23 protein-coding genes are annotated in these 24,856 nt (G+C 57.2%); 16 read left to right on the forward strand and 7 right to left on the reverse strand.

Going from position 1 to position 24,856, the window contains the following annotated elements; translation table 11 throughout:
* The first annotated feature begins 43 nt into the window (after positions 1–43).
* The 6 genes from C7K55_RS03525 (at position 44) to C7K55_RS03550 (ending at position 6,521) form a co-directional block, all read left to right on the forward strand.
* On the forward strand, positions 44–919 hold the full coding sequence (locus C7K55_RS03525) for a type 2 periplasmic-binding domain-containing protein (RefSeq protein WP_206603461.1): 876 nt from the start codon (positions 44–46) through the stop codon (positions 917–919).
* The gene (locus C7K55_RS03530) at positions 874–2,214 is read left to right on the forward strand and encodes a DUF6880 family protein (protein WP_106502034.1); all 1,341 of its coding nucleotides are present in this window, start codon (positions 874–876) and stop codon (positions 2,212–2,214) included. Before C7K55_RS03525 ends, C7K55_RS03530 begins: the two co-directional genes overlap by 46 nt.
* Before the next feature lie 84 nt (positions 2,215–2,298).
* Entirely contained in the window at positions 2,299–3,471 is a 1,173-nt protein-coding gene (locus C7K55_RS03535) for a Fic family protein (protein ID WP_106502035.1), read from the forward strand.
* A gap of 964 nt (positions 3,472–4,435) precedes the next feature.
* Positions 4,436–4,930, forward strand: a complete 495-nt coding sequence (locus C7K55_RS03540; RefSeq protein WP_106502036.1) for an SLOG family protein — start codon at positions 4,436–4,438, stop codon at positions 4,928–4,930.
* 60 nt (positions 4,931–4,990) lie between these two features.
* Positions 4,991–5,644, forward strand: a complete 654-nt coding sequence (locus tag C7K55_RS03545; protein ID WP_106502037.1) for a siphovirus Gp157 family protein — start codon at positions 4,991–4,993, stop codon at positions 5,642–5,644.
* Between the two features lie 85 nt (positions 5,645–5,729).
* Entirely contained in the window at positions 5,730–6,521 is a 792-nt protein-coding gene (locus tag C7K55_RS03550) for an RAD52 family DNA repair protein (protein ID WP_106502038.1), read from the forward strand.
* Positions 6,522–6,573: 52 nt separating this feature from the next.
* On the opposite strand, the gene C7K55_RS03555 is transcribed toward C7K55_RS03550, so the two are convergent.
* Complete coding sequence (locus C7K55_RS03555) at positions 6,574–7,497, reverse strand: Abi family protein (RefSeq protein WP_106502039.1); 924 nt, start codon at positions 7,495–7,497, stop codon at positions 6,574–6,576.
* Positions 7,498–7,701: 204 nt separating this feature from the next.
* On the opposite strand from C7K55_RS03555, the gene C7K55_RS03560 reads away from it, so the two are divergent.
* The 6 genes from C7K55_RS03560 (at position 7,702) to C7K55_RS03585 (ending at position 10,454) form a co-directional block, all read left to right on the forward strand.
* The gene (locus C7K55_RS03560; protein WP_241518151.1) at positions 7,702–7,962 is read left to right on the forward strand and encodes a galactose oxidase; all 261 of its coding nucleotides are present in this window, start codon (positions 7,702–7,704) and stop codon (positions 7,960–7,962) included.
* A gap of 10 nt (positions 7,963–7,972) precedes the next feature.
* The gene (locus C7K55_RS03565; RefSeq protein ID WP_106502041.1) at positions 7,973–8,257 is read left to right on the forward strand and encodes a DUF1651 domain-containing protein; all 285 of its coding nucleotides are present in this window, start codon (positions 7,973–7,975) and stop codon (positions 8,255–8,257) included.
* Positions 8,258–8,313: 56 nt separating this feature from the next.
* The gene (locus C7K55_RS03570; RefSeq protein WP_241518152.1) at positions 8,314–8,556 is read left to right on the forward strand and encodes a hypothetical protein; all 243 of its coding nucleotides are present in this window, start codon (positions 8,314–8,316) and stop codon (positions 8,554–8,556) included.
* 9 nt (positions 8,557–8,565) lie between these two features.
* Positions 8,566–8,988, forward strand: coding sequence for an NUDIX hydrolase (locus C7K55_RS03575; RefSeq protein ID WP_106502043.1), 423 nt, complete (start codon positions 8,566–8,568; stop codon positions 8,986–8,988).
* A gap of 272 nt (positions 8,989–9,260) precedes the next feature.
* Positions 9,261–9,866, forward strand: coding sequence for a methyltransferase domain-containing protein (locus C7K55_RS03580; protein WP_106502044.1), 606 nt, complete (start codon positions 9,261–9,263; stop codon positions 9,864–9,866).
* A gap of 207 nt (positions 9,867–10,073) precedes the next feature.
* Positions 10,074–10,454 carry an AbrB family transcriptional regulator gene (locus C7K55_RS03585; RefSeq protein ID WP_106502045.1) on the forward strand — a complete coding sequence of 127 codons (381 nt, stop codon included), beginning with the start codon at positions 10,074–10,076 and terminating at the stop codon, positions 10,452–10,454.
* A 208-nt stretch (positions 10,455–10,662) separates the two neighbouring features.
* Here C7K55_RS03585 and C7K55_RS13515 read toward each other — a convergent pair whose 3' ends face one another.
* On the reverse strand, positions 10,663–10,833 hold the full coding sequence (locus C7K55_RS13515; RefSeq protein ID WP_161956108.1) for a hypothetical protein: 171 nt from the start codon (positions 10,831–10,833) through the stop codon (positions 10,663–10,665).
* 237 nt (positions 10,834–11,070) lie between these two features.
* Positions 11,071–11,691 (reverse strand): tetratricopeptide repeat protein, encoded by a 621-nt coding sequence (locus C7K55_RS03590; RefSeq protein ID WP_106502046.1) that lies wholly within the window; start codon positions 11,689–11,691, stop codon positions 11,071–11,073.
* Positions 11,692–11,693: 2 nt separating this feature from the next.
* On the opposite strand from C7K55_RS03590, the gene C7K55_RS13230 reads away from it, so the two are divergent.
* A complete protein-coding gene (locus C7K55_RS13230) occupies positions 11,694–11,942 on the forward strand; it encodes a hypothetical protein (protein WP_127431964.1) in 249 nt (82 codons plus the stop codon).
* Entirely contained in the window at positions 11,939–12,163 is a 225-nt protein-coding gene (locus C7K55_RS13410) for a hypothetical protein (RefSeq protein ID WP_153062444.1), read from the forward strand. Before C7K55_RS13230 ends, C7K55_RS13410 begins: the two co-directional genes overlap by 4 nt.
* 4 nt (positions 12,164–12,167) lie before the next feature.
* Here C7K55_RS13410 and C7K55_RS13520 read toward each other — a convergent pair whose 3' ends face one another.
* From C7K55_RS13520 to C7K55_RS03610, 4 genes are read right to left on the reverse strand one after another with little or no spacing between them, the layout of a single operon-like run.
* Positions 12,168–12,890 carry a hypothetical protein gene (locus C7K55_RS13520; protein ID WP_127431965.1) on the reverse strand — a complete coding sequence of 241 codons (723 nt, stop codon included), beginning with the start codon at positions 12,888–12,890 and terminating at the stop codon, positions 12,168–12,170.
* Positions 12,891–12,893: 3 nt separating this feature from the next.
* Positions 12,894–15,062: a CHAT domain-containing protein gene (locus C7K55_RS03600; protein ID WP_106502048.1), complete on the reverse strand. Its 2,169-nt coding sequence runs from the start codon at positions 15,060–15,062 to the stop codon at positions 12,894–12,896.
* Positions 15,062–16,072, reverse strand: a complete 1,011-nt coding sequence (locus C7K55_RS03605; RefSeq protein WP_106502049.1) for a hypothetical protein — start codon at positions 16,070–16,072, stop codon at positions 15,062–15,064. The genes C7K55_RS03600 and C7K55_RS03605 overlap by 1 nt, the downstream gene beginning before the upstream one ends.
* On the reverse strand, positions 16,069–17,214 hold the full coding sequence (locus C7K55_RS03610) for a hypothetical protein (RefSeq protein ID WP_127431966.1): 1,146 nt from the start codon (positions 17,212–17,214) through the stop codon (positions 16,069–16,071). Before C7K55_RS03610 ends, C7K55_RS03605 begins: the two co-directional genes overlap by 4 nt.
* Positions 17,215–18,143: 929 nt before the next feature.
* Between C7K55_RS03610 and C7K55_RS03620 the strand changes: the two genes are divergently transcribed.
* Both C7K55_RS03620 and C7K55_RS03625 read left to right on the forward strand, forming a co-directional pair.
* Positions 18,144–21,050, forward strand: coding sequence for a CHAT domain-containing tetratricopeptide repeat protein (locus C7K55_RS03620; RefSeq protein ID WP_241518169.1), 2,907 nt, complete (start codon positions 18,144–18,146; stop codon positions 21,048–21,050).
* Between the two features lie 761 nt (positions 21,051–21,811).
* Positions 21,812–24,811 carry a CHAT domain-containing protein gene (locus C7K55_RS03625; protein ID WP_161956109.1) on the forward strand — a complete coding sequence of 1,000 codons (3,000 nt, stop codon included), beginning with the start codon at positions 21,812–21,814 and terminating at the stop codon, positions 24,809–24,811.
* Positions 24,812–24,856 lie beyond the last annotated feature (45 nt).

The following is a 24,856-nucleotide window of genomic DNA, read 5'->3' on the forward strand; positions in this document are numbered from 1 at the left end:
TGGCCATCAGGTTGAGGCCAGGCTTCGGATCGGTCAGTCCAGCGTGAGTCGTTTGAGTCGCAGGTGCGCCGATGTTTTCGGCCTTTCCCTGGCCAGGCGAGGCTCCGAGTGGCACCTCGATGGTGATACGACACTGTTAAATCTTGAGCGCCGCGTTCATCAGGCGGTGCGGTGGACCAATGGAGGTCCTTTGCGTCTGGAGGCGCAGCATTGGTCGGGCCCCTTGCTCTGTGAGCCGGCTCCAGCAGGTTGGATTGCTGGATGTTTTCACTTTTATGAATACGAAAAGCCGCTGCAGCTGCTGAGGGAAGGGGTGATCGACGCCTGGATCGCTTCCTATCCCGATGTGCCAGCTGCCACTGACCCCACCATTGCCTGCATTGGCTTGAGCCGAATGCCGATATGGCTGGTGGTCGATCAATCTCACCCGTTGCTGGAGCTTGGTGAACAGGTGACGTTTGCTGATGTGGCTGCCTATCCCTGTATGCCCATGCCTGATGGCGCCTTTCCTAAATTTCAGGCTGTTCTGGAAGCCTGCGGCTTGTGGAATGGCGGCACCGCCCCTAAACCGATTCGGAATTCTTCGCAATCTCGGCAGGTTAATTCTGAAGATCTCATTGTTGGTTTCGCCACTCCCCTCTCCTTGCTTCTTAGTGACGATTCCTGCAGGGTGCTGCCCCTAGAGCTGCCTTTAGAGGTTGGCGATGCCCTCCTGGTGCCAAGGCAATACGAGCGTGCGCCCCAAACGCTGCAGCTGCTGGCGCAACTTCGTTTGCGTTTGGAGAGCCTCGCCGGCGCCGCTCCAGGCTTGGTGGTGTTAGACGGGGTCGAGCACCCAAGTGCTGCCCCAAGCGACCAGCCCTTTAAGGAGCAATGGCTGCCAAGCGCACCCTCAATGCCAAAAACCTCGAAGGTCTAGGCGCGGCCGTCCTCGCCGAATTGCTGATTGAGGTGAGCGCTGGTAGTGCGGTGATGCAGCGCCGTTTGCGGCTGGCGCTAGCTGCGACTGAGGGTGCCGGGGGAGCGGCCCAGGAGGTGCGCAAGCGCTTGGCAGCCCTGGCCCGGGCCACCACCTATGTCGATTCGCGCAAGCGCAAAGCCTTGGTGGTTGATCTGGAGGCCCAGCGCCAGGCCATCGCTGGACCGGTGGCGGCAGTGGATCCGCCGCTGGCTCTGGAGTTGCTGCTGCGTTTTCTCGAGCTGGCAGATGGTGTGCTCGATCGCTGCTCCGACAGCACGGGCATCGTGATTGGCCTGTTCCAGCGGGCCGTGCTTGACCTCGGGCCGCTGGCCAGCGCGGCCGCCATGCCCGCCGAAGCGCTGGCTGAGCAGCTGCTGGAGCTGGTATTTGAAAACGGCTACGGCCAATTTGACGACTTGATCCCGGCGGTGGCCGATGCCCTTGGCGATCCGGGCCTGCGACTTCTCGAGCAAGGCTGCCGCGACCGGGGTGCCTGCGCTGGTCACCCAGCCCTGCTGCAGATCGCTGAATGCCTGGGTGATGTGGATGGCTATGTGGCCCAGTTTGATGCCAAGCAATTGGCCTGGCCCCCTACCGCCGCGGATGTGGCAGGCCATTTGCTGCAGGCGGGCCGCAGCCAGCAGGCCCTGGCCGTGCTGGATGGCGCCGCCAGTGCTGCTGCTACCTGGCATTCCCCCGAGTGGCACGACACCCGCATCGCCGTGCTTGAGGCCCTGGGCCGCAACGACGAGGCCCAGCAGTTGCGTTGGGCTTGTTTTACCAAAACCCTCTCGGCTTGCCATTTGCGTGAACACCTCAAACGGCTTGCTGCCTTCGAGGACGTGGAGGTGGAGGAGCGGGCTTTTGCGCTGGCAGAGGACCATCCCATGCGGCTGCTGGCCCTCGACTTCCTTGTGCTCTGGCCCGCAGTAGCGCGGGCTGGGCGCCTAGTGCTCACCCATGGGCCCGACTGGGATGGTGAGTCCTACGAAATCCTTGCCCCAGCTGCTGAGCGGCTCAGCGCTGAGCAGCCGCTGGCCGCCACGGTGCTGCTGCGGGCGATGTTGCTTTTTGCCCTGTCGACGGGCCGCACCAAGCGCTACCGGCACGCCGCCGAGCACCTGCGGACCTGTGAGCTGCTGGCCGCCCGCATCGACGACTGGCAGGGCGTGGAGCGCCACGAGAGCTTCATGGGTCGCATTCGGGAGGCCTTCGGCGGCCGCTGGAGCTTCTGGTCTCTGGTGGAGCGCTGAGGCTCTGGCAGGGTGGTCCCTAATTCACAGGAAAAGCCGTTTCTTTGAATAAGCTGGCTGCGTATTCAAAGTTGCTGGGGGGTAATGCGGCGCGAGGCCACCGGCCACTACGAGGACAGCGCCACCGCCGGGGAAACGGTGCGGGCTTTTGTGCCCGATCCGCTGCCGCCAGAACCCCCGGTGTTGCTTGCGGGTCCACTGCAGGCGCTGCATGAGCGGGCGCTGCTGGCCTGCGGCCGCCTTGATGGCGTCTCCACCCTGCTGCCCAACCCCGAGCTGTTCCTCTACGCCTACGTGCGCCGCGAGGCCCTGCTCTCCTCCCAGATCGAGGGCACCCAGTCGTCGCTTTCTGATCTGCTGCTGTTCGAGCTGCAGGAAGCACCCGGCGTTCCCTTTGACGATGTGGTGGAGGTCTCCAGCTATGTGGCCGGGCTGGAGCATGGCCTGACCAGGCTGGCGGAGGGGTTCCCGCTCTCCTGTCGCCTGCTGCGCGAGATCCACGGCCGGCTGCTGAGCCGTGGACGCGGCGCCGATCGCCTGCCGGGGGTGTTCCGCCGCAGCCAGAACTGGATCGGTGGCACCCGCCCAGGCAATGCCCGCTTCGTGCCGCCTCCGCCGTGGCTAGTAGAGGACTGCATGGGGTTGCTGGAGCAGTTCATCCATAGCGGCCACCACGGTGAGCACTCTCTGCCAGTGCTGGTACGTGCCGCCCTGGCCCACGTGCAGTTCGAGACGATCCACCCGTTTCTCGATGGCAACGGCCGCCTGGGCCGGCTGCTGATTGTGCTGATGCTGATCGATGCTGGCCTGCTCCAGCAGCCGCTGCTCTACCTGAGCTTGTTCTTTAAGCAGCACCGCCGCCGCTACTACGAGCTGCTCGATGGCGTGCGCCAGCAGGGCGATTGGGAGGCCTGGATCGAGTTCTTTCTGGAGGGCGTGGAGAGCACGGCCTCAGCCGCGGTGGCTACTGCTCAGCGGCTGCTGGCCCTGTTTCATACGGATGAAGCGCGGCTGGAAGCACTGGGCCGATTAGGCCCCAGCGTGCGCTTGGGCTATGCCGCTTTGCGCCGGCGGCCGCTCACCAGCACTAAGCAGCTCAAGGAGCTGAGCGGACTGAGTTTCCCCACCGCCGGCAAGGCCCTCGAGATCCTGGTGGAACTCGGCATCGCCCGGGAAATCACCGGCGGCCAGCGCAATCGTCTGTTCGCCTACGACTCCTACCTGGCGATCCTCAGCGAGGGAACTGAGCCGCTCTGAGATTTCTGCTCCATCGCATCGGCCAACCGCGTCCGTGCAGTTGATTTGGAAAGCGCCCCCTGTTGGATTCGAACCAACGACCGGCTGCTTAGAAGACTCTGGTCTTAAACGCTAAAAGCTCTTGATTTGACTGGTATCTGGTGTGCGGCTGCCTTGGGTGTGAGAAGGAATGTGAGAAGGTTTGGGGTTTCAGGTTCGTCGGAGCCTGCCAGGGAAGCGTCTTGGTATCGAGCATCTGCTTTGCAAGCAGCTGCTCGATAGAGGGGGCGAGTGGTTGCGAGCGCGCAGTCTCGAGTCTGTGGCGAGGCAAGCAAGGAGCGCCAAGTCGCCATATTCAAGAGAAACTCCGATTCCTTGAATAAGGCGACAGCGGGATCAATGTTCGAGAAAGGCGCTCACTTTGGCGTGCCGCTCGAGGGTGCGGAGCGGCTCTGATCGTTCTGATCTCCACGTGTCGGGATTGCTGGCGGCCACGTCGCAGGGCTCTGCTGACACCGCAATGCTTCGGTCGGTGACGGCCGTCCTTCAGCGTGCCACGGCTGGGCCGTGGCGTGCATTGGCCAGCCGCCGCCCTCCGTTCCGGGGGCGGTGTTGGGGGGTGGTGGGTATAGCGGCTCTCCCGCGGCTGCGGTGGCCTGGCGGCCGGTCGCTAGTGAATAGCCGGGGTGAGGTTCCAGCTTTCCTTGCGTGGCTGCGCGGGCGCTGCTCGATTCGGCCCGGATCTAGAGGTCTTGATTGTCAGCAAGCTGGAGCTGCCATATTTGCCTAAGTTTTGCGCAGATCCATTGCCCTGCAGTCGCTCCGCTCGCCCAAAAGTGCATTTGTACTGGTACAATAAGGGCTGCGCCAAAGGCCCCAAGCCCATCGCCTGCGGCAACCTCATCCCCTGATCTCGCCATCAAGGCCGCGTATTCCTAAGCGGTTGTGATGCCCCGATCAGTTGTCACTTTCGGCAACTGATTCCATGGCTATCTGTCATTCATCCGAGCCAAGTTCGGGCCCTGCTCGCTCCCTTGTGATCGCTGCCGGTGGAGGCCGCGATCTGGCCTGGTCCCATCAGCGGATCGCCGCAGAGCTGCTCGCCCGTAGCGGCGGCCGGCTCGTCCATCTGCTGCTCCATGGCGGTGCCCGTGGCGCCGATGCTGCCATCGGCCGTGCGGCCCATCAGCTGGGCTGGCCGTCTCTAGTGATGCCGGCGCAGTGGCTGCTCCACGGCCGGGCCGCCGGGCCGATGCGCAATCGCGAGCTACTCCAGGAGGCCATTGCCCGGGCGTTGGCTCACACCTCCCCCAGTTCGATCGCCTCTGTTTTGGTGGTGGCCTTCCCGGGTGGCGCAGGAACCGCATCGCTAGTGCAGCAGGCCCGCCGCATGGCTTCCCGCTCCCCGGTGCCCATTGCGGTTGTGGAAGTCAGCCCATCGGCTGTGCTCTGGGCCGCTCCCGCCGCTGCCCACTCCTGAAGCCTTCCGCGCCATTGGCGCAGCGTTCTGTCTCCGATCCATTCATTCCCCCTCCCCGTCATGGCTGTTCTCACCCCTATCCCCGCGTCCGCTGCTGCCATCGAGTCAGCCCCATCAGCGGCAGGTCCGTCCTGCTCCCTCCAGCGCGTCGCACCGCAAGGTGCGCGTGGCAAATCTGCTTCCCTCTGGCAGCTGGGCATTGAGGCCCAGGCGCTCACAAGCGCCATCGGCCAGCTTGCTGAGCAGCTGGAAACCGATGACCCCGAGCAGCGCGCCTCAGCTCTGGCTGAGCTGGAAGCGGCCCTCTTGTCAGAAGAGGGCAATAAGGCTGCCCTCGCAGCCAAGGCCGATGCCACCTGCTGGGTGATCGAGCACTTACGCGCCCAGGCCTCCTACCGCCAGCAGCAGGCCAAGCGCCTCACCGATCTGGCCCGCTCCGATGCCGGCCGGGCCGATGCCCTGGAGGAATCGCTGGTGTTCGTTCTTACCCAGCTGCAGCCGGCAGCGACCCGCTTCTCCTTCCCCAATCACGAGCTCAGCAGCCGCAAATCCCAGTCAGTGGTGATCGATGACGAAGACGCCCTCGACTCCGAGTGGCTGTCCGTCACCACCACCACCAAACCGGACAAGTTCGCCATCAAGGACGCCCTTAAGGCCGGCCGCCAGATCACCGGTGCTCAGCTCCTCATCCGCCGCTCCTGGCGTATCCACTGACGGCCACAGGTCGTCCGGCAATGGGCCCGCTGCAAGGGCAGGCCCGTTTCGTTTCACCAGCACTCACTTTCTCTGCTTCATCGCCATGAGCACCACCGTCTTCTCCCCAGACCAGATCGCTGCCCTTTCAGCTCCACTCGATCGCGCCAAGGTCAAGCAGCGCGAGCAGGGCCGCGCCAAGGTTTCCTATCTGGAGGGCTGGCAAGCAATCGCAGAAGCCAACCGTATCTTTGGATTTGACGGCTGGCAGCGCGAAACGATTGCCGTGCAGTGCGTCGCTGAGCGGGAGCGCACCCTCGGCAGTAGCAACCGCGCCGGCTGGGGCGTTACCTACACCGCCCGCGTTCGCATCTGCGTTGGCGCAGATGCGGCAAGCCAAGTCATCCGTGAAGGCAGCGGCGCCGGCCACGGCATCGACGCCGATTTGGGCCAGGCCCATGAATCGGCCCTCAAGGAGGCCGAAACCGACGCCATGAAGCGCGCCTTGATGACCTTTGGCAATCCGTTCGGCCTGGCGCTCTACGACAAGCAGCAGCGGGAGGTCACCAGCTCCACCGCTCCCACGTCCTCCCGCCACGTACCGGCAGCTCAGCGCAACAGTGCCGCTGCCGAGCCCATGGCAGAGGTGGGCCTGGAGCCCCTCGATCCAGCCACCGTCCAGAAGATCCTGGCCACCGTGCGGGGATTGCCCCGCCCGGCTCTGGAGGGCTTCACCAAGGCATTCCGTAAGCGGTTCCAGGTGCCGCCTGATGCTCCCTCGATCGCCGACCGGATCTGCCAGCGGCGGCACCACGACTGGATCGAGACGTTTCTCGTGTCGCACACCGCCGACAGGCATCCCGCGGTAGCGGCTGGAGCTGCGTCAGAGGCCAGATGAGCGGATCCGAAGTGGATCCACCTCATTGGGCTATGGGTGTAGACGGGACCGGTCAGCTCCAGATCTGTTGCTCTTGCCAGCCCACAGGGCAGCCCATGGCTGCTTGCTGCTCGCTTGGCATTGGTGAAATGACTTTCGCCATGCGCGAGGGCCAGGTGCTGAGAGGCGCAACCTTGCGCACGATGATGGCCATCACGACAAGGTAGTTGTACAGATTCTTGGATGGCTGGACGCCTTCTTCGTCAACATCATCCAGCACAAGGAGGTGCTGGAGCTTCTTTATCTTCGGGAGCCGCTTGACGATGAGACGGTTCCAGAGCCGGCCGTGGTGGGCGCTGATATTTCTGAGCAGATTCAGGGAGTGCAAGACACCATTCAGCACCTGGGCCGTCGGCATTCCCAGGGATCGCGCCACCTTGGTCTTGCTGTCCAGCTCTGTTGCAGCAATCCAGACGCGCAGCGTGCCAAGGGAAATCAGCTCCGTCATTGCCCAGATCGGGGGAAGCTCGGGCTCTGAGTAGGTCTGCTGGTAATGAATCACGAAGGTTTCATTGCTTTGCTGCAGCTGATCACGCAGCTGCTTGATCTGTTTTTCGTGATTAAAGTCAGGCCTAAATAGCTGCTGCTCAAGGTAAGAGTGGGGGCCATGCTTGATGCTCAGCTCTTGAACCCAAGCTGATCTGGCGGCGATTTCGATTCGCTCAATGGCGTCAATCACCAGCAACCGAATCAGACGGTCCCTGTCATAGAGCTCAATCACCTGCTCAAAACTGGAGCCAGGCTTGAAACGATGGCTTCTGGTCTCCCCTAGAGCTGGAGGTTCTTCAAAAAACAGCCAATACGCGCTCAAGCGGTAGTAGCCGATCAGTTCGAGAGCATTCAGCGCTAGGTCGTCTGACCCAACCAGCAGACCTCGATCGCGTAACTGCTTGAGCTGGTCTGGAATGTTCAGCGGAGGCTTGGAATACCTCAACAAACGTCCGCTGGGAAGAGTGACCCCCCTGTTTGGGCATGCCGGGAGCCGGCAGAGGCCTGGAGGGTGTTGCTCTCAAAAAAATAGCAGGTGGGTCAACCGTCGTGAGATCGGCCCAGCAAAACCGCGGCAGCCAGACGATTGGAGGCGTGCTAGTACGGATGTACGCATCAAGAGTGGTTCATGGGTGTCTCTCTCCCCCGGTCAATGGAGCTGACTGCAAGGCTCGAAACCTCTGTTGAGGAGTGGCCGTACCTCGATGGGGACGTGCTGGTGAAGACCCGCAGCCGCAAGGTCTGCATGACCTGCCACTGGTTCCGGCACCACGCCGGTGCGAACTGCATCCCCGTGCTCACCTGTCAGCTGCACCAGGGGCTGATCGCCCATGGCGAGCACCTCACCAGCCGCTGTCAGGGCTGGACCGACGACATGGTGCGCCAGAAGGGGTGGGCGCCGGAGGTGGCCTGAGCAGCTCCCGATGAACGTCACGGACAGGCCTGGCCGGCTGCCGCTCTCTCCGCAAGAGGGCTGGATCAGTGATGGCCGCCAGGTGCTGCATTTTCAGCCGCGCCGCTACGACCGCTGGAGCCAGAGCCTGGAGGTGACGCTCGGGGAGTTGATCCCCGGGGAGGCCGCGCCCCTGCTGAAACGCCGCAGGGAGCTGACGCGGGAGCAGGCGGTCAAGCTCTGGACCCAGAAGCAGCGGCAGGGCTGGCGGGCTTGTGTGCCGCAGTGGATACCGCCGAAACCTCCGCGCTCCTGAAGAAACCACTGCGTTGGTTTTTACACGCCACGATGGGGGCACGTCATGGTCTCGCTGTGCTTCTGAACCCGTTCTGTCCGTTCAGCACGGCCAAGGTGGTGGCCCTCAAGGCCACGGTGTTGCTGCTGCTCACCCTGCTGATCAAGGCGAGGGTGCAGATTGCGGCTGGCTCAGCACTGGGTATCACCCTGTTGTTGCTGCAGACCCTGGTGTTCCTGGCCATTAGCGGTGGCCTCGTGCTGGCGGCCGGCGGGGCCGCTCTCTACGCCACGCAGCAGCGCCGGCCTTCAGCTGCCTGAGGTTGACCCATGGCCGTTGAAGTTGCCCTGGCGATGCTGCAGCGGGATGGTCGCTGGCTGATGCAGCTGCGCGACGAGATCCCAAACATCGTCGCCCCCGGTTGCTGGGGACTCTTTGGTGGGCACCTCGATGCCGGCGAAACGCCGGAGCAGGCGCTGCGGCGGGAGCTCCTAGAGGAGATCAGCTGGCAGCCAAACGAGCTGGAGTTCACCATGGTGCACCACATCCATCGGCGCACGGCCCACGTCTTCCACTCTGAGCTATCGGTGCCTCTGGAGCAGCTGCGGCTGTTGGAGGGCCAGGACATGGCCCTGGTGAGCCCAGAGGAACTGCTGTCTGGATCGATCTGGAGCAGTCATCTGGGTAGCCATCGTCCCCTGGCCGATGGGCTGCTGGATGTGATGCAGCACGTACTTCAAAGACAGACCTGAGCAGGCGCAGCCCTGAGTTGTTTGTCCAATCCCTCCATAAATCTTGGGCTATTAAGCCCGAGCTGGAATCACAGCAAAGAAGGTCAAGCTCCAAGCATCCCTTCTCTGAGATGGGATCCCTTTCCTTTCCTGTCAGGCTCCAGACAGCCGATCCGCGAATCCACAGCCACTCGATCGGCAGGCCTTGGTGTGAGGAATGGACTGCCGCAACCGGTGCTAAGGCGTCCACCCACGGGGCGCCTTTTGAATGCTGTGCAGCTGGGATCCGCACCATGGCCGTATCGAACTGGGACCAGCGCTACCGCGAGGGCAGTGATCGTTGGGAGCTGGGCATGCCAGCGCCACCGCTGGAGACCTTTCTGCGCACTGACAGCCGAGCACCCCAGCCACCGGGTCGAGTGTTGGTTCCTGGCTGCGGCCGAGGTCATGAGGCTGCCTTACTGGCCGAGTTGGGTTACGAGGCGATCGGGCTGGACTTCAGCAGCGAGGCCATCCATCGCGCCCAAGCGGTGCACGGTTCCGATCGCGCTGATTTGCGCTGGCTACAGGCTGATCTATTTGACGGGATGGCACTGGCGGCAGCCGGCATCAGCCCCGGCAGCCTGCAGGGCGTGTTGGAGCACACCTGCTTCTGCGCGATCGATCCAGCTCAGCGCGGGGCTTATCTAGAAGCTGTGCAGAAGTTGCTGGACCCTGGGGGCTGGTTGCTGGGTCTGTTCTGGTGCCATCAGCGCCCGGATGGTCCCCCTTGGGGCAGCGACCCGGCGCTACTGGAGCAGCAGCTGGGGGAGGCCGGATTCCACCCGGAGATATGGGAGCCAGCACAGGGCTCAGCCCCCGAGCGCGACAACGAATGGCTGGGACTCTGGCGGCGCTGAGCACCTGTACAGACAGAACCTGCACACCAAAAACGGAGGAGTAGTGCAAAAAGCTCGAATTATTGGAGCGCAGCGCTCAGGGCCTTGTAGCCACCGTGGACCTTCCTACGGGCAGACCGTTTGAGCAGCCTGCGATGACGGTGAGAAATCGAATACCAGCCCCACTGATGGGCGCTACATTAAAGAACGTATTCGACTTGATTTCCCATGCTCACCGGCTCGGATCTGCTCGCCAAGGTAAAAGAGCTAGGCGATATCTCCAAGTCCGAGTTGGTGCGCGAATGCGGCTATGTGAGCACCAAAAAAGATGGCAGCGAGCGCATCAACTTCACTGCCTTCTACGAGGCGCTGCTAAGCGCCAAGGGTGTGAACCTCGGCATCGATAGCGCCGGTCGGGGCACTGGCAAGGGTGGCCGCAAGCTGAGCCACACCACCAAGGTGCAGTTCAATGGCAATCTCATGGTGGGAAAGGCCTACACCGCCATGCTCGATCTCAAGCCAGGTGACGAATTTGAAATCAAACTGGGCAACAAGCAAATCAAGCTAATTCCCTTGGGCGGCGAAAAAGAATCTTCTACAGAAGTCTGAAAACCAGCCGTAGAAGGAGTACTCACCAGCCCTGTTTTCAGGCCTAGCCAGAGCTGAACGCAGTAATTGGGTAGGTATCTATGCCACGACGCCTGCTGGTGGGTTAAATGTTGCTGAGAAGCATGGCCACCCAGGGCTCGGCTTTGCTGCCAGCGTTACGAGTCCGATCGGCCATGCACCTTCCATTCCACTATGGCGGCTTTAAGTATCAATCTTGCAGCAACTCTTCTAGTAATCGTTGGACGACTTCCGTCCTGGTCTTTACGCCAAAATGATCACGCAAGGCGTTGATCTTCTCAAAGGTTTTGCGAGATAAATTTAGCCGCACAGTTACATTAATGGAATCGTGGTTAATGCTTTCTTCGGGTTCGGGATTCATGACAGGGCTGGAAATAGTTGAAATGAGTAGAGCGGACGAACTGCTAAGGCCTTTCGGTCGGTGCCTGCGAGGCCTCGACAGGAGCGCTCTGGCAGGAATAGATGTTGCCCGACGCTTGGCAAATGTACTCGGTTTTAAAGTTTGAGTACACAAACGTATTGCCACCCTTTAAGACGACATATCCGATCCCTAGCCATTGCTGAGCACATATCGCCAGTATTGACGTGCAGATGAAGCTCATTGGATTGCTTCGCAATTGATGGCGGGATTGTCTTGCTTTCTGGGCCTCTTCTTGTTTAGCTTTTTCTCTTCACGTTGCCGGGCTTCTTCGAGGAGGAGCTTGACCAGTCTTCTGAGGTAGGGACTTCTTCTCAGTTTTGCAATCTCAATGTCTTCTAGTGCCAAAGTGATCTTGTCCTCGAGCATGTAAGAAGCTGCCCTGAGTAAGTGAACCCCTCGCGTCTCGGGCTTGCAATCCAAAAGCTTGGTATATGCCGCTATCGCCATTTTGTGGTTCCCTTGCCTTGCCATGGCATAGCCATAGGAATGCCAGATGTCTACAAAGTTAGGCTCGCGAAAAATGCACTCCCTGAAATCATCCGCCGCTTTTCCATACCAAGCAAGACGTGCGTAGTAGAGGCCCCTTTGATACAGGCAAAAAGGGTGCCTCTGGCACTGGTCCATTCCGGAAGACAAGACCTTGATAGCTAACTTCAGCTCATCTGCTTCCGCGTACTCCTTCGCCGATTCAATCCATTGATAAACACGCCAGTCCACACTGTGATCTGGAAATGCCGATAGGTCCAGTGGTAATGCTTCAAGGACCTCCAGCGTGACTCTGTTTTCCTGGGGCTCCATGCTTGTTTTCGCTTGCCACTGCTTTTAGTTCCGAGGGCGATTTGCTGATTCCAAGTGGATTTGGAATCACCCTCAAGCAACCAGAACGAGGAGAGGGCAGCAGCACGGGACACAAGTCCATCAGCCGCACCTTCACCCAAGTAAAAGGACTATGGAATCCACGAAAAACAACAGCTGGCCAGTTCTGGGCGCAGCCTTTCTCATTCTTTGCGGAATCTGTACTGCATGTAGCGGCGGTAGTCAAGGGATGACTGACTACCAGCGGTCTCAAGTTCAACTCCAACAGCAGCAGCTTAATCAGCAGTCAATTGACAGTGCTCGTCAGGCTGCTCAAAGTGCCATGAACAATGCAACACAACTGCTGAATTCACCGGTCCCAGAATATGGTGTTGACCCGAACCAATCACAGACCAACTGTGTCACTGGAGCTGATTACATGGGAAGGTTGGTGACCCAATGCAACAGCCAGTGATTGGTTATCGACAAGCTCGTTGAATCACTGTTTGTTGAAGCTGCTTGATGGCGCTGCCTTCTGGAGCCTTATCGGAGAACAGCAGGGCCAGGGCAAGACCTTGCTGTTTGGTATTCAGTGCCGATTGGATTGACCCGCGCCAGGCCTGTGGATCAGATCCCAATTTTCGAATCTTGGCTTCCGTTTCTGACATGACTTCAGATGATCCTGCAACCAAGTTGTAACTAGCAAAATCACCCCCTGAGGCTCCCTTTGGCCGGACTCTTAATGTGAGTCTCTGGTTTGGACTCAGGGGCTGAATAGGCCAGGCAATGGGTCCTTCGATGCTCTTGGTGCTGGACGCTAGCTTTTGCCAGAGAATCCCATCTTGGTTCTCAAGGCGAAGCTCATTTAAGGGGCCTTTAACAACAATTGTTGGTCGACTAACCAATGCCCGCAGGCTGGATCCTGATCCGATCTCGGCGGCAGATGCCCCTGGCGAGACCACACAAACACTGCCATCGCTACTACTACGACTGCCTCCCACCGCACTGGGGGTGCCGATTCCGACGAGTTCCCTGATTTGCTCAAGCAGACTGGGCTGAGGAGGTTTTGGCTTGTTCGCGGGCTTAGCGGCTGATGCCGCACTGAGCTGGGGCAATAGCAATGGGCCTGACAAGCAAAGTCCCAGAAGCCAAGGGCTGAGTCTGCTGTTGGCTGTTGCCCGGTAGGAGGAGGTTTTTTTCATCTTTCAACGCCTGCTCAGGACGACGGCTGTGAGAGTTGCTAGTGGCAGAACCAGGGGGATGAGAAAGAGTGTGCCTCCCACCAGGGGCGTCACTGCAATTTGCAGGGCCACCACCGTAGTGGCAATGGCGATGACTCCCAGCCAGAGGAGTTGTCTTGATCGCCTTGTCTCCACTGCTGCAAGGACCACCCCAAGACCTGCAGCAAGTGCGGCCGTGGCACTTTGAAGCAGGGGGGTAAGCCAATGGTGCATGGCAACGGATTGGGCCAGAACGGCCTGCACCAAGACACCTGGGATTGTTGAATCCGCTTGCTCCAGACTGCTGAGGGCCCGCTTGGCTGCCCAAGGGGCCACAAAGACATCCTTCCTGCTGTTGGTTGTATTAACGCCGTAGCCATTACTGCCGACAAGAAGGATTGGGGCTTTGAGTTTTTCCAGTGATTGACGATCACGCATTGGCGTGATCATGCTTTGCCAGTTGATGGACCAATCGATGACTGCCTCTGATGGGATCTGACCATCTGCGTTTCCGCTGACTGCAACTGCAAAGTGTTTCCCCCATAAACCGTGGTGCAACTGAAGTGGCACTAGTTTCTCCTCTGGACAATTGGAATTGGAGTTTGAACTTGTTTCGACTGACAGATCAAAGGATTGAAGTCCTTCAGCCGTCAGTTCCGTTAATGGGTGGGATGAACTTCCCGAATTAGGTGCACAGGTTGTGGGACCGAAGTAGCCAGCAAAAAGGCTTGGCCGCCGTTGCTTCTGGATCGTTGTCAGGAATTCCTGGTAGGCAGCTGGATCGGATCCCTTGGAATCAAGAACGAAGTCCAGGGCTACAGAGGGGACGCGTTCAGGTGGGGCTGCTTGCAGAACCCTGGCTAAAACCTGGCGGGAAACCTGATCGCCCTCCTGATTGGGATCGACACCGAAGTCTTGGTAGGCCTTGGCATCGAGCATGAGCAGGGGCAGCGCCGCAGTTGATGGACCTTCCTGGTGAGTGAGCTGCCGCCATACCCGCTGGACATTCAACCGTCGATCAAGCAATCCCAAGTTCACCGGGTTCCAGGGGACCAGATCGTTGGTGGCGCCGAGTACGACGGCAATAGCCGCTGCAACAAGCTGGGGTTTTTGGCTGCTTGCTAGGCGGAGCTTGATTTGTTGACGCTTCCTGAGCGGCAGGGTGAAGCCCGTGGCATCGGTGCAGCTCACAGCGCTGAGCAACAGTTCGCTAGTGGCCGGGCCTTCTCGGCCGAGCAGCTCACGGACCGCTCCTATGGCCTGGGAAAACGGAACTCCTGCTTCCAGCTTCTCAAGCAGGCTCAACACTGTGATGGCAGCAGCCTGGGTTGGGACTTTTTCGCGGAAGCACAGGGTCCAGGGGATTCCAGCGCCACAGAAGGTTTGGGCCAGATCCAACCCGCTGCAGCTGGCCAAAACGGCTAGACCCAGACCATTGGATGCGGCGGTTTTTAGTTCCGGTGTGAGTGACGCCCCTGCTATCGAGCCGCCATCACCAAGGAGTAGCCGCCCTCCAGTGGAGGGGTCGGCATCGGAATGGCCTAAGAACGCCAGCAAATCCCACCCTTTGGCTTGAGCCAGGGCAGATCGAATCGCAGATGGATGGCACTCAGCCCCCCGCAACACGGTGAGATCGATTCGTCCCTGCCGCTTGAGGGTTGAAAAACGCTCCAGTTCTGGGCTGAGATCGAGGCCGCGTTCATTGCCGACAAGCAGCAGAACCCGGGTCAGACGCCCAGAAGATCGATTTGACTTGAGAGCACAGCTGGCTTGACCCAGCCGCCAAATGGGGCGAGCAAGGGGAAGCTGCTCCCAAGGAAGAAGGGCCAGTTGGCCCGTTCCATCGAAGCAAGAAATCCGCAGCGGCAAGCCTGGATGACTTTGCAGGGCCTGCTGCAGCGGTAGCCAGCTGCCGTCTTCCAGCCATTCGCCCAGCAACACGCATAGGCGTTCGGCGTAATGGCGCACCGCATCAGCTGTTGGCCGCCCTTGCTCCAAGTGGAGGATCAGTTTGTCGATCCACAGGTCGCGAGAGCGGAACAGTTGATCAGGGATGGATAAGGCGAACGAGCGATTACCCGTAGGACCCTGCAAAAAAGCCGTTACGACAGGGCCTGTATCAGCCCTGTGCAGCTGCAGATCAAAGGACTCCATCAGCTTTTCGGCAGTTGCAGCAAGGGCAGTTCAATCGGTTCACTGGATCCAAAAGCAACCGAAACGGCCAGCAACTCGGAGCTGGAGGGGAAGTTCAGATCCAAGTTGTCGCTGTTTTCACTGGTGATGGATTGAACGTGCTCACCTTGGCGCGCAATCAGGGTCAGGCCATCAGGAAGAAGGTCGCCGATCAGGGCAGGTGCCAGGCGTAAATACAGACCATCTGGGTGGATCGGAATTAGGGATAGATCGAATCGCTCAAGACACCGCTGGGCTGTCAGACCCGTGACAAGCGACCCATCTGCCAGGCCAAGGGGAATAGAAACCATGGCCAGCGCCCCCTCAACAGGAGGCAAACCAACCCCACTTCTGGTTGCACCGGCTGTAACGGGAACCAAACCACCACCTAGGGCAGCCAGGCTTTCATCGAGTTGACCGTTCAGCCAATCAAGAACCGAAACCACCGTCTTTTGCAAGGCGGTGATGGGATCAGCTGGAAGGGCCAGACGGGGCAGAGCGGCAGGTTCAAGAAGCTGAACCAGGATCAACAGCCGATCAATCCCCCCTTTGAAGCAAGCGGTATTGAGCACAAGAGCGGCTGAGTCGGAATCCGCATTTTTGGCTTGAGCCAGAAGCTCCTCCCCTGTCAGGACCCCAGGGAAAAAGACGACGTTGTTCTCCTCATCTACGGCAGCAGCAAGCAAGAGCTGCGGGGCCAGGGCTGAGTCTTCCCAAAAGGATCGTTTGACTAAGACCTCATCACTGGTGATGCCAGTGGTCGCCAGCTGCACAGAGAAACGGTTCAAGCTCAACAGCCGAGCGGTATCCTCGGGTTCGATGGTTGGACCAAAAGGCAAATCAAGGTTCCGTTCATCCATGGCTTGCTTGAGGGCAGCCACGGCAAGAAGCCGGTCCTCGTGGGCAAACGCCAAGGGCAATTCGCCCAACTCGATTGCCCCTTGGGGCATCTGCATCACATCAAGCGGTTCTTGGGAAGAGGGTGTGTTCATGGCTGGTTTAGGTATTGCTGAATCCAGCGGCGTAGGGGGGCGACATCTCCCTCTCGTTCTGGCTCCAGCAAGTGATTCCGAAGGGCATTAACCAAGCGCTCAGCCCCTTCTACGGACTGGCTGACGGAAGCAAAAGCCTGATGGCGATTGAGTTCTTGGGCTGCGGCTGTGGCGATGATGGTTGCGTGCTCGGTAGGGCGCAGCTTTTTGCTTACCGTCCCGCAGGTGGTGCCGCAGCGCTCGGCTAGAGGACGATTGGTGAGGCCCTCTGCCCAGCCAGCCCAGAGGCAGCGGAGGAGTTCCGCATTTTTCCCACTCGCAGCCAAGACGTCTGGCATGAGCTGGTCCATGGCCCGTTGCAATGCATCGCTTACCAGCGCTTTGAGCTCACCACTAGAAGGGCCAACATCATCATCTGAATTGGCCTGTGAGCTGGGATCGACGGGCTCAAAGCCAACCTCAGCTGCTTGATCGAGGCTCTGGTTGGAGCTGCCGGTCAACAACAGGCGAACAGCCTTCGCGATCGCTTTCAGGCGTTCAGTAGTCGCGAAGGGATCCTGATCAGGAGCGAGCTCCCTGAGGAACGCCGGATCGGGCTGCCAGCCCGATGACTTGCCGGTTCTGTTTTTGTAGTCGCGCTTAGCGGCGTCATACAAAGGTCCATAACGGCTATGCAGGGCAGACAAAAAAACGACGGTGTCATTAGTTCTTAGTTGTTCCTGGCAGGCCTGGCGGACCCGGCTGGGGCTGCTATTGCGCAATAGGGCCCAATCTGAGATCAGAAGCAAGCCGTGCTGCCGGAAGTAGGCCTTGAGCTCGTTGTGAGCCTGAATTTTGAGCCTTGCCCAATGGGGCAGCCCGCAGAGTGCCGAGTCGTAACTGCGCAGGATCTCAGCGGAAAAGGGCGTGCTCATCCCTTTGGGAAGCAATGCCAGTTGTGTATGGGCGAAGGGCTTCAGCTCATCAGGCCCAATACGGAGCGTGAGCTTCCCCTCATCGTCGAGGGCGTAACTCGCCATGGCCAACAGCTCAAGCCCGTAGCGTTCTTCGTTGGCTCTGTGGGTGGCACAAAGCCAGGCTTCTAGAGCATGGCTGATGCGGCAGCGCAGGCAGAGCAAGGGCAGTGGGTCATCGTCCCGCATCCCCGCAAGGAGCAACGCAGTATCAAAGCTTCGTGATGGCTCTGGCTCTGGCTCTTGGTCATGGCCCTGGCCCAAATACTGGGCGGCGTCTGCCAAAAGCCTGGGCTTGATTCCAGTGGTCGTGAGACTGCAGAGCTCCTGGTATTGCCCCATTGCAGCCCTGCAGGTCTGTCGCACCGTAGGAAAGCGAAGCTGGTTTTGCCCAGTCCACAGCGATCTGGAATCACTTCGAGGCAGGCAGAACAAGAGGGAGGGGTACTCGCAACGTGGCTGCGGCCACCGCATCCGATGAGCATCCCCAGATTGAACCCATTCCTGTTGGGCGCTGCTGCCGCCGTTGCCGGGCTTCTTACCCAACCAGCCCAGGCCCAGATGTATGGCTATGGCAGTGGCTGGCAGCAGCCAAGGCAAAGCGGCCCGCTCATGAGGCCCAGCCAATCCGGAGGCATCTACCAGTCCAACCGACCCGTGATGCAACAACCAAGCTTCGGCCCACAACGTCAGATGCCCAGTCAACAGGGCAATGGCTACAGGAGCGGTAGCTATTTCGGCTGGTAGGTAGCCCAGGCAATTCACAACCCGACGAAAAGTGGGTCGATTTAGTCCCCGCTTTCTTTTGGTTCAACCGTTGAGATATGCGGCATTACGGCGTAACCTCAGAACAGCACCCGTCGTTGCAGTTGCATTTAGTGGCGGCCCTTTTGGATTGACATGGCTTGCAACTTCATCCGCCGCCACATTCCTTATGCTAACGCTTTGGTGATTCAATCTGCAACAGCTTATTCCATAATTTCTACTGGGCTTGATTTAGTTGCTCCTCTGCTAATACGGCCAGAGCGGATGTCGCGTGTAACTTCGCCAGGGAGCAGGCCATGTGAAGTAACAAGGGGAACCAGGAGGCAATTTGCCATGCAAAATGTTTGCAGACGGTGGCCATGACAGGTAAATCCTTAGGCTTCGTACATAAGGGGCTCGCCATCAGCCTCATGGCATCTGCGGCACTGGTCTCAGTACAGCCGGGTTATGCAGCTACTGCCAGGGTGGCACAGGCGAATGTCAATCAAAGCACACGTAATCAGCCTGATCTTAAGGCGATGATTGAGCGGGCTGAAAAACTACGCACGGAAGAGAAGTTTGGTCCTGCGGCAACCATCTGGCAGCAAATATTGCTCGTTGTTGAAAAGTTGCATGGGCCGGATCATCCCGATGTAGCCAACAGCCTCAGTAACCTTGCGTTTCTTCTGAACACACAGGGACGGTATGCCGCTGCCGAACCCCTCTATCGCCGCTCCCTGGCCATCCGAGAAAAAGCCCTCGGGCCTGACCATCCCGAAGTTGCGTGGAGTCTCAATAATCTGGCGTTGATGCTGAACGAGCAAGGGCGGTACGGTGCCGCCGAGCCTCTCTACCGTCGCTCACTGGCCATCAAAGAAAAAGCTCTCGGGCCAGACCATCCCGATGTCGCTACCAGTCTCGTCAACCTTGCAGATCTTCTGAAGAATCAAGGGCGGTATGGTGCCGCCGAGCCTCTCTACCGGCGCTCACTGGCCATCCTAGAAAAAGCTCTCGGGCCGGACCATCCCGAGGTTGCGTTAATTCTCAATAATCTTGCAATGCTTCTGAGTAAGCAGGGTCAGTACGCAGCAGCCGAGTCTTTCTATCGCCGTTCTCTGGCCATTCACAAAAAAGCCTTCGGGCCGGATCACCCCGCCGACGCACCTGTCCTCAACAACCTGGCGTCGCTTCTGAGCGACCAAGGTCAGTATGCCGCAGCCGAGGCGCTCTATCGACGCTCTCTGGCAATTCAAGAAAAAGCATTAGGACCGGGTCATCCCAATGTAGCCATTCTCATCAACAACCTGGCGTTGCTTCTGAGCGACCAAGGTCAGTACGCCGCAGCCGAGGCGCTCTATCGACGCTCTCTGGCAATTCAAGAAAAAGCCTTCGGGCCGGATCACCCCGTTACCGCAGTTATCCTCAACAACCTGGCAGAGGTTTTCTATTATCGTGGGCAATACAGCTCCGCCGAGCCACTAGTTCGACGATCACTGGCCATCCGTGAAAGTGTTCTGGGGGCAAATCATCCCGATGTCGCTACAACGCTTGGCAAGCTGGCGTTTCTTCTAGGCGAACAAGGTCAGCACAGCAGCGCCCTAATCGTTCTTGATAAATCTGAAAAGGTAAAGACAAACTGGTACCTAAAAGAACTTCCGCTGCTTCCCGATCGAGATCGGGCCACTCAATTACGCCAACTAGCGGATGGGGATGAAAGGGAATATACCTTCGGGATGATTGAGTTCTACCCACCCGCGGTCCAACTAGCTCTGGAGACCCGTCTCAACCGCCAAGGCTTGCTTCGGGATATTGAACGGAGTCAGGCCTTGCTGCTCAATTCACCTGGTGTTGATCGCATAAAGGTGAAGCAGTTGCAGGCTCTGGCCCAGCAACTGACATCTGTCACGTTGTCGATTGATCGCCGCGCTGAGGTGGCCAGACAACGGGGCAAACTGCAGGCTGAGATCTACCGACAGATCCCAGAGCTGCAGCTTCACCCTGTAACCACCGCTGAGGTAGCCAAGGCATTGCCGGCTGATGGGGCATTGGTGGAGTTCCAGCGCTACCAGCCCTTTGACGGGCGTAAGCAAAAAGACCAGCGCTGGGGCGCGGCCCAGTACATCGCCCTTGTGCTCAAACCCAACGGCAGCATCAGCGCAGTGCCTCTCGGAGCAGCAGCGGCGATTGACGCGCAGGTGCATAAGGGGCTGAGGGCCTCGGCGGATGGACTCTCTGATGCCGAGTCGATCTGGGCTCAGCTAAGCATCCAACTGCTCAAGCCCCTATTGCCTCAGCTGACTGACAGCCACCAATGGTTTCTCTCCCCTGATGGTGAGCTCAACCGGGTGCCGTTTGCCGCACTGCCAGCCCCGCAGCAAATGGGTACACCCCTGGCTCAGGCGGTGCAGCTGCGGCTGCTCACCACCGGCCGGGAACTAGTTCGGCTCCAACAACCCGCACCGCCTGGCAGTGAAGCACTGGTGATGGCCAATCCCAACTACGAGCGCCCCAGCACCAAGCCGCCGCCAGCCAGAAAGCCCGATGCGGTGTCCACCATGACTCAGCGACGCTCAGCGGAGATGGGCAGCAACCAGTGGAATCCGTTGCCGGCCTCAGAACTTGAGGGGCAAAAGGTGGCGAAGCTGCTGGCTACCGGGCTGACCAGCGGGGCAGCAGCCACGACCACGGCGCTGCAACGCCTGCAGGGCCCCAGGGTGCTGCATATTGCCACTCACGGCTTCTTTGTCGCTGATCAGGAGACCAAACCCACAGAAGGAATGCGAGCAATCCAGGAGGGGTCGCCGCTGCTGCGCTCCCTGCGCCAGGAAGACCCCCAACTGCGCAGCGGCTTGGTACTTGCCGGCGCCAACCAGCCTGACCTCGACCCCAACGACGACGGATATCTGACCGCGGCCGAGGCGGTGACGCTGAACCTCAAGGGAACTGAGCTGGTAGTGCTTTCGGCATGCTCCACAGGCCAGGGGGAAGTGCGCACCGGTGAGGGTGTCTACGGGCTACAGCGCTCGCTAACCGTGGCAGGCGCCAGAAGCACTCTCCTTTCTCTCTGGAAGGTGGATGATGCGGCTACGGCTGAATTCATGACCCGCTTCTACAAGCGCCTTAAGGCAGGAGAGGGAAGAAGCGACGCTTTGGCCGCTACCCAGAAGGAGTTCCGCGACGTACAGGTTCGTGATCCCCAATCCAAATTGGTCTGGAGTTCGCCGTATTACTGGGCAGCCTGGCAGCTGGTAGGGGATTGGCGGCCTATCAAAGGTCTCTAACACCAGTGGTGACAATGGTTTAGCCGTTTTGGAATCACCCGCCTGACGTTCGAACGAGAGGAGTGCGTACCGATCACTGGCGCTCGCCACTCAGATCATGAAAAGCCTTGTTCGTTTCCTCGCAGTTGCTGGTTCCATCGCTTCAATCTCGGCAACCGCAGTTCAACCCGCATCTGCTCAATGGGCTACCTACGGACTGAGCCGCCAACAAATTGAGCTCCAGCGTGGAAATGGCTGGTCTAGTGGCGACTATTTCGGATCTGGTGGCGGTCCCAGGAGTCAGTATCAGCGTGTAAGCAATGACTACTCACCCGGAATGGACCAGAACATCCGTTATCGCTCTGGCTCCTGTGCTCAATATATCTATTGCTGATCTTGCCTTGTTCTCATTCCATTCCCACCCGCATTTTATCCGCGGGTGGGTTTTATTTTGTGTAGGCATCTGTATAGATACGTGGTTTCTTCAAAAAAGTCAGATCTGAGATTATTTGATTAAGTATCTATTGAGTATTCTTCTGTACAGGTCTGGCGCATAGCTGGCCATAGCCCCTAGATCCAAGCTGGCACTTTTCTACCATTGCTCATGGGTTGCTCTCATCCACGCCTCGAGGGGGTGACTCAGTCTGCAGCGCATGCAGAGCAGGGGGAACGGGTCAGGCTCCGCTAGGCATCTTGTCAGCAGTTCCCTATCCTGCGCTGGAGTGGGTTACTCCCCTATCTATCCAAGCTGGTTTAGCCAGGATTGTGCTGCGGGGATGGGCTTGGCTTTGATAACTCCTGTGGACTCAAGCCTCTTGATCTCCGTAAAGACCTGCACAAAAATAAATAAGTGGCTTATCAAAACCGAACACGCAGTAAGATCATGCGACATGATAGAGCGTATAGACTGTAACGCTATGGATAGGATGAAGCCGTTTGCCCTGCGGGTTGTTCTCATGATTTCCACCTTGGCTATAGTAGCCAATGGAATTCAGGCAAGATGCGCACATGCCATTGTAGCGAACAGCAATAATGAAGAAAAAAGCAACATCGCCGAGCCAGATTCAAGGCCGATTTTTTTTAGATTAGTTTCTGAAGCAAATGAAAAATGCAAAAAACATGAGTTGGAGAAGAAAGAATTAGATCTGCGAGATGCTGAAAGCTTGTTTCTGAAGGCAAGAAGTCTTGCCAAAAAAGGAAGAGACGGCAATGGAATTAGGTCATTAGTGGATCTACAATACATACAGAACTGCCTGGTGAAACGAAATGACTGGGATGCAATTATTCAGCTCGCAGCTGAAATTAAAGAAAGCGTTGGGGAATATAAGACCGAATTAGAAAAAAGCCTATATCTAGACTCCCTTGACTGGGGAGGATGGGCTCTGTATAAGAGAGGAGAAATAGAAAAGGCGATTGACAGCAGAGAAGAGATTTTAAGGCTTGGCCCCGCAGAACCAAATTGGAGCCTAAATCATCTGATACTTATCATAGAGCAAACAGTAGGGATAGCCTCGGAAGCAAATAAATTCGAGAAAGCCGACCAATTAATAACAAAGGGCGACCAATTAGTTTCTAAGATGCAAGCTGGCGAAGAGAAAGACAGGCTAACCGCAGAAGTTTCAATATTGTTAATGAAATCCATATCAATGCAAAGGAGATCAGACTATCTAGGTGGCTTAAAAATGGCCAGGCAAGCCGAAATGATAATCAAAAGCTCAAAGCAGCCCCCCATGTATCAATATCTTATGTACAGAATCTATGCAAACGAAGGCTCGTCTTATGAAGGACTTGATAAATACGTGCAAGCGCTAGAAGCATTCCAATCTTCACTAAAGTGTGCAGAAAAGATTTTCGGCAGCAACAGCAGGGAAGTTGCTGTTGGATACCTAAATATTGCCTCCCAATACAACGAAATTGGCAAGTATCAGGAGGCTATAAGCGCACTAATGAAAGCCAATGGCATCGCAGTCGATGTACTTGGCAATAATGACCCAGACACCATAAACATACATCAACTAATGGCTGCAGTTAAATTCAATATGAGGAAAACTGGAATTGCTGAATTAGCAGCACAAAGCGCTGAAATTAGCGAGTCTGAAAGGATCCAAAAAATAACTAAAGTCTATGACCCATTTATTGGGCAAATGGAGCTAAACAAAGCTGCTATGTTAATAGATCTGGGGAAAGCAGAAGAGGCGTTTTTGATTGCCAAAAGTGGTGTAACTAAGATTTCTGAATCGATCCAGACAATACTTCCTCGGCTATCAGAAAGAGAGAGAGTCGGAGCGGCAAATAGTATTGAAGGTGATATCCAGGCAATATACTCTTACATGAAAAAGATGAATGGCTTTGGGAAAGCGAATGAACTTGCATTGTTTGCTCGAATAAATACTCATGGGCTAATTCAAGAGTTAGCAAGAAGGCAAGTGGTGCTTAACCCCGGAGACAAGCAGGGTAAGCAATTAATCAAAGAGCTGGATGAACTTCACCAAAGAGGTGTTAACGAACTAGTGAGCCCATCAAGAAAAGAAGAATTAAATTTAAAAAAAAATGAATTTGAGCGTGAATTGTATTCGCGAATTCCGGCTCTTAGGCCATTATTAGTGTCAAGCGAAGATATAGGCAAGAAAATGGGAAGCGGAGGAATCCTTATTGAGCTTGTCAAGTATCGGCCCTGGGACATCAGCAAACCACGATCCGAAAGATGGAGCAATGCGCGCTATCTGGCACTTGTTTACAGCGCGAGACTGAACACTAGCTATTTTGACCTTGGCGAGGCAAAAGAAATAGATAAAATAGTAGACGAGGCTTTGGTTTCTGCCCAGGAAAATCTTTCTGATTCAACTGAGCAACTCAATAGAGTAGAAGCTTTGGTTTTCAAGCCTCTAATGAAAATAATCGCTCCATATAAGGAAATTTATCTCGTACCAGACGGAGAGCTCCATAGAGTCCCGTTTGCCGCCCTAAGTATTTTCCAGTCAAGACTCAAGAAGCTAAGGTTGCTGACAACATCCCGAGAGCTTGTGCTTGAAAAATCTAATTCATCAAGTACTGGGAAGCCAGTAATTTTTGCAAATCCGAATTACAACAAGGGTCTAAGTGGTGAACCACATACTAATGCTGGCAAAAAAGATAACGAAAGAGGATCAATAAGTGGGTGGGCGATTTTGCCTGGTTCGTTGGTAGAAGGGCGACAAATTGCGGATACATTAAAGGGTGAACTTGTAACTGGCGACGAGGCTACGGATACAAGGTTAAAAGCAATGAAGAGTCCAAATATATTGCATCTTGCTACTCATGGCTTTTTTTATCGAGCTGAAAAAGCATCAAGCGATGATCCAATGAGCCATAGTGGAGTTGTGTTGGCCGGTGCCAATGCTGGATTAACTGGCAACAATTTCGGTAGTGGAGTATTGACTGCCAGCTCTGTCTCTCTGCTGAACCTCACTGGCACAGAATTAGTTGTTCTTTCTGCTTGCGAAACGGCCAATGGCACGATACAAAGTGGAGAAGGTGTATACGGGCTTCAACGTGCACTATCAATCGCCGGATCACATAGTACTCTCTTGTCGCTATGGAAAGTTGATGACAATGCAACAGCCGCATTCATGAATATTTTTTATAAGCGTTTGAAGACTGGTGAAGCTCGAAGTGAAGCCCTAATTAATACACAGTCTGATTTTAGAGAGGGGAGGTTGTCGAAGGAGAAAGGCTGGCAAAATCCTTACTACTGGGCTGCCTGGCAGCTAACTGGCGATTGGCGTCCAATAGCAGGGCTCTGACACCGCCCCTAAACTATGAACCATTAGCTGGATTGCAAATGGAAT

Source organism: Cyanobium usitatum str. Tous (assembly GCF_003011885.1).
Taxonomy (GTDB): domain Bacteria; phylum Cyanobacteriota; class Cyanobacteriia; order PCC-6307; family Cyanobiaceae; genus Cyanobium_A; species Cyanobium_A usitatum.

What these genes read in the sequence shown, in the direction of transcription:
- C7K55_RS03530 (WP_106502034.1), top strand. Translation starts at nt 874, where the DNA reads ATGGCTGCCAAGCGCACCCTCAATGCCAAAAACCTCGAAGGTCTAGGC.
- C7K55_RS03535 (WP_106502035.1), top strand. Translation starts at nt 2,299, where the DNA reads ATGCGGCGCGAGGCCACCGGCCACTACGAGGACAGCGCCACCGCCGGG.
- C7K55_RS03540 (WP_106502036.1), top strand. Translation starts at nt 4,436, where the DNA reads ATGGCTATCTGTCATTCATCCGAGCCAAGTTCGGGCCCTGCTCGCTCC.
- C7K55_RS03545 (WP_106502037.1), top strand. Translation starts at nt 4,991, where the DNA reads ATGGCTGTTCTCACCCCTATCCCCGCGTCCGCTGCTGCCATCGAGTCA.
- C7K55_RS03550 (WP_106502038.1), top strand. Translation starts at nt 5,730, where the DNA reads ATGAGCACCACCGTCTTCTCCCCAGACCAGATCGCTGCCCTTTCAGCT.
- C7K55_RS03560 (WP_241518151.1), top strand. Translation starts at nt 7,702, where the DNA reads ATGGAGCTGACTGCAAGGCTCGAAACCTCTGTTGAGGAGTGGCCGTAC.
- C7K55_RS03565 (WP_106502041.1), top strand. Translation starts at nt 7,973, where the DNA reads ATGAACGTCACGGACAGGCCTGGCCGGCTGCCGCTCTCTCCGCAAGAG.
- C7K55_RS03575 (WP_106502043.1), top strand. Translation starts at nt 8,566, where the DNA reads ATGGCCGTTGAAGTTGCCCTGGCGATGCTGCAGCGGGATGGTCGCTGG.
- C7K55_RS03580 (WP_106502044.1), top strand. Translation starts at nt 9,261, where the DNA reads ATGGCCGTATCGAACTGGGACCAGCGCTACCGCGAGGGCAGTGATCGT.
- C7K55_RS03585 (WP_106502045.1), top strand. Translation starts at nt 10,074, where the DNA reads ATGCTCACCGGCTCGGATCTGCTCGCCAAGGTAAAAGAGCTAGGCGAT.
- C7K55_RS13515 (WP_161956108.1), bottom strand. Translation starts at nt 10,833, where the DNA reads ATGAATCCCGAACCCGAAGAAAGCATTAACCACGATTCCATTAATGTA.
- C7K55_RS03590 (WP_106502046.1), bottom strand. Translation starts at nt 11,691, where the DNA reads ATGGAGCCCCAGGAAAACAGAGTCACGCTGGAGGTCCTTGAAGCATTA.
- C7K55_RS13410 (WP_153062444.1), top strand. Translation starts at nt 11,939, where the DNA reads ATGACTGACTACCAGCGGTCTCAAGTTCAACTCCAACAGCAGCAGCTT.
- C7K55_RS13520 (WP_127431965.1), bottom strand. Translation starts at nt 12,890, where the DNA reads ATGAAAAAAACCTCCTCCTACCGGGCAACAGCCAACAGCAGACTCAGC.
- C7K55_RS03600 (WP_106502048.1), bottom strand. Translation starts at nt 15,062, where the DNA reads ATGGAGTCCTTTGATCTGCAGCTGCACAGGGCTGATACAGGCCCTGTC.
- C7K55_RS03605 (WP_106502049.1), bottom strand. Translation starts at nt 16,072, where the DNA reads ATGAACACACCCTCTTCCCAAGAACCGCTTGATGTGATGCAGATGCCC.
- C7K55_RS03610 (WP_127431966.1), bottom strand. Translation starts at nt 17,214, where the DNA reads ATGCGGGACGATGACCCACTGCCCTTGCTCTGCCTGCGCTGCCGCATC.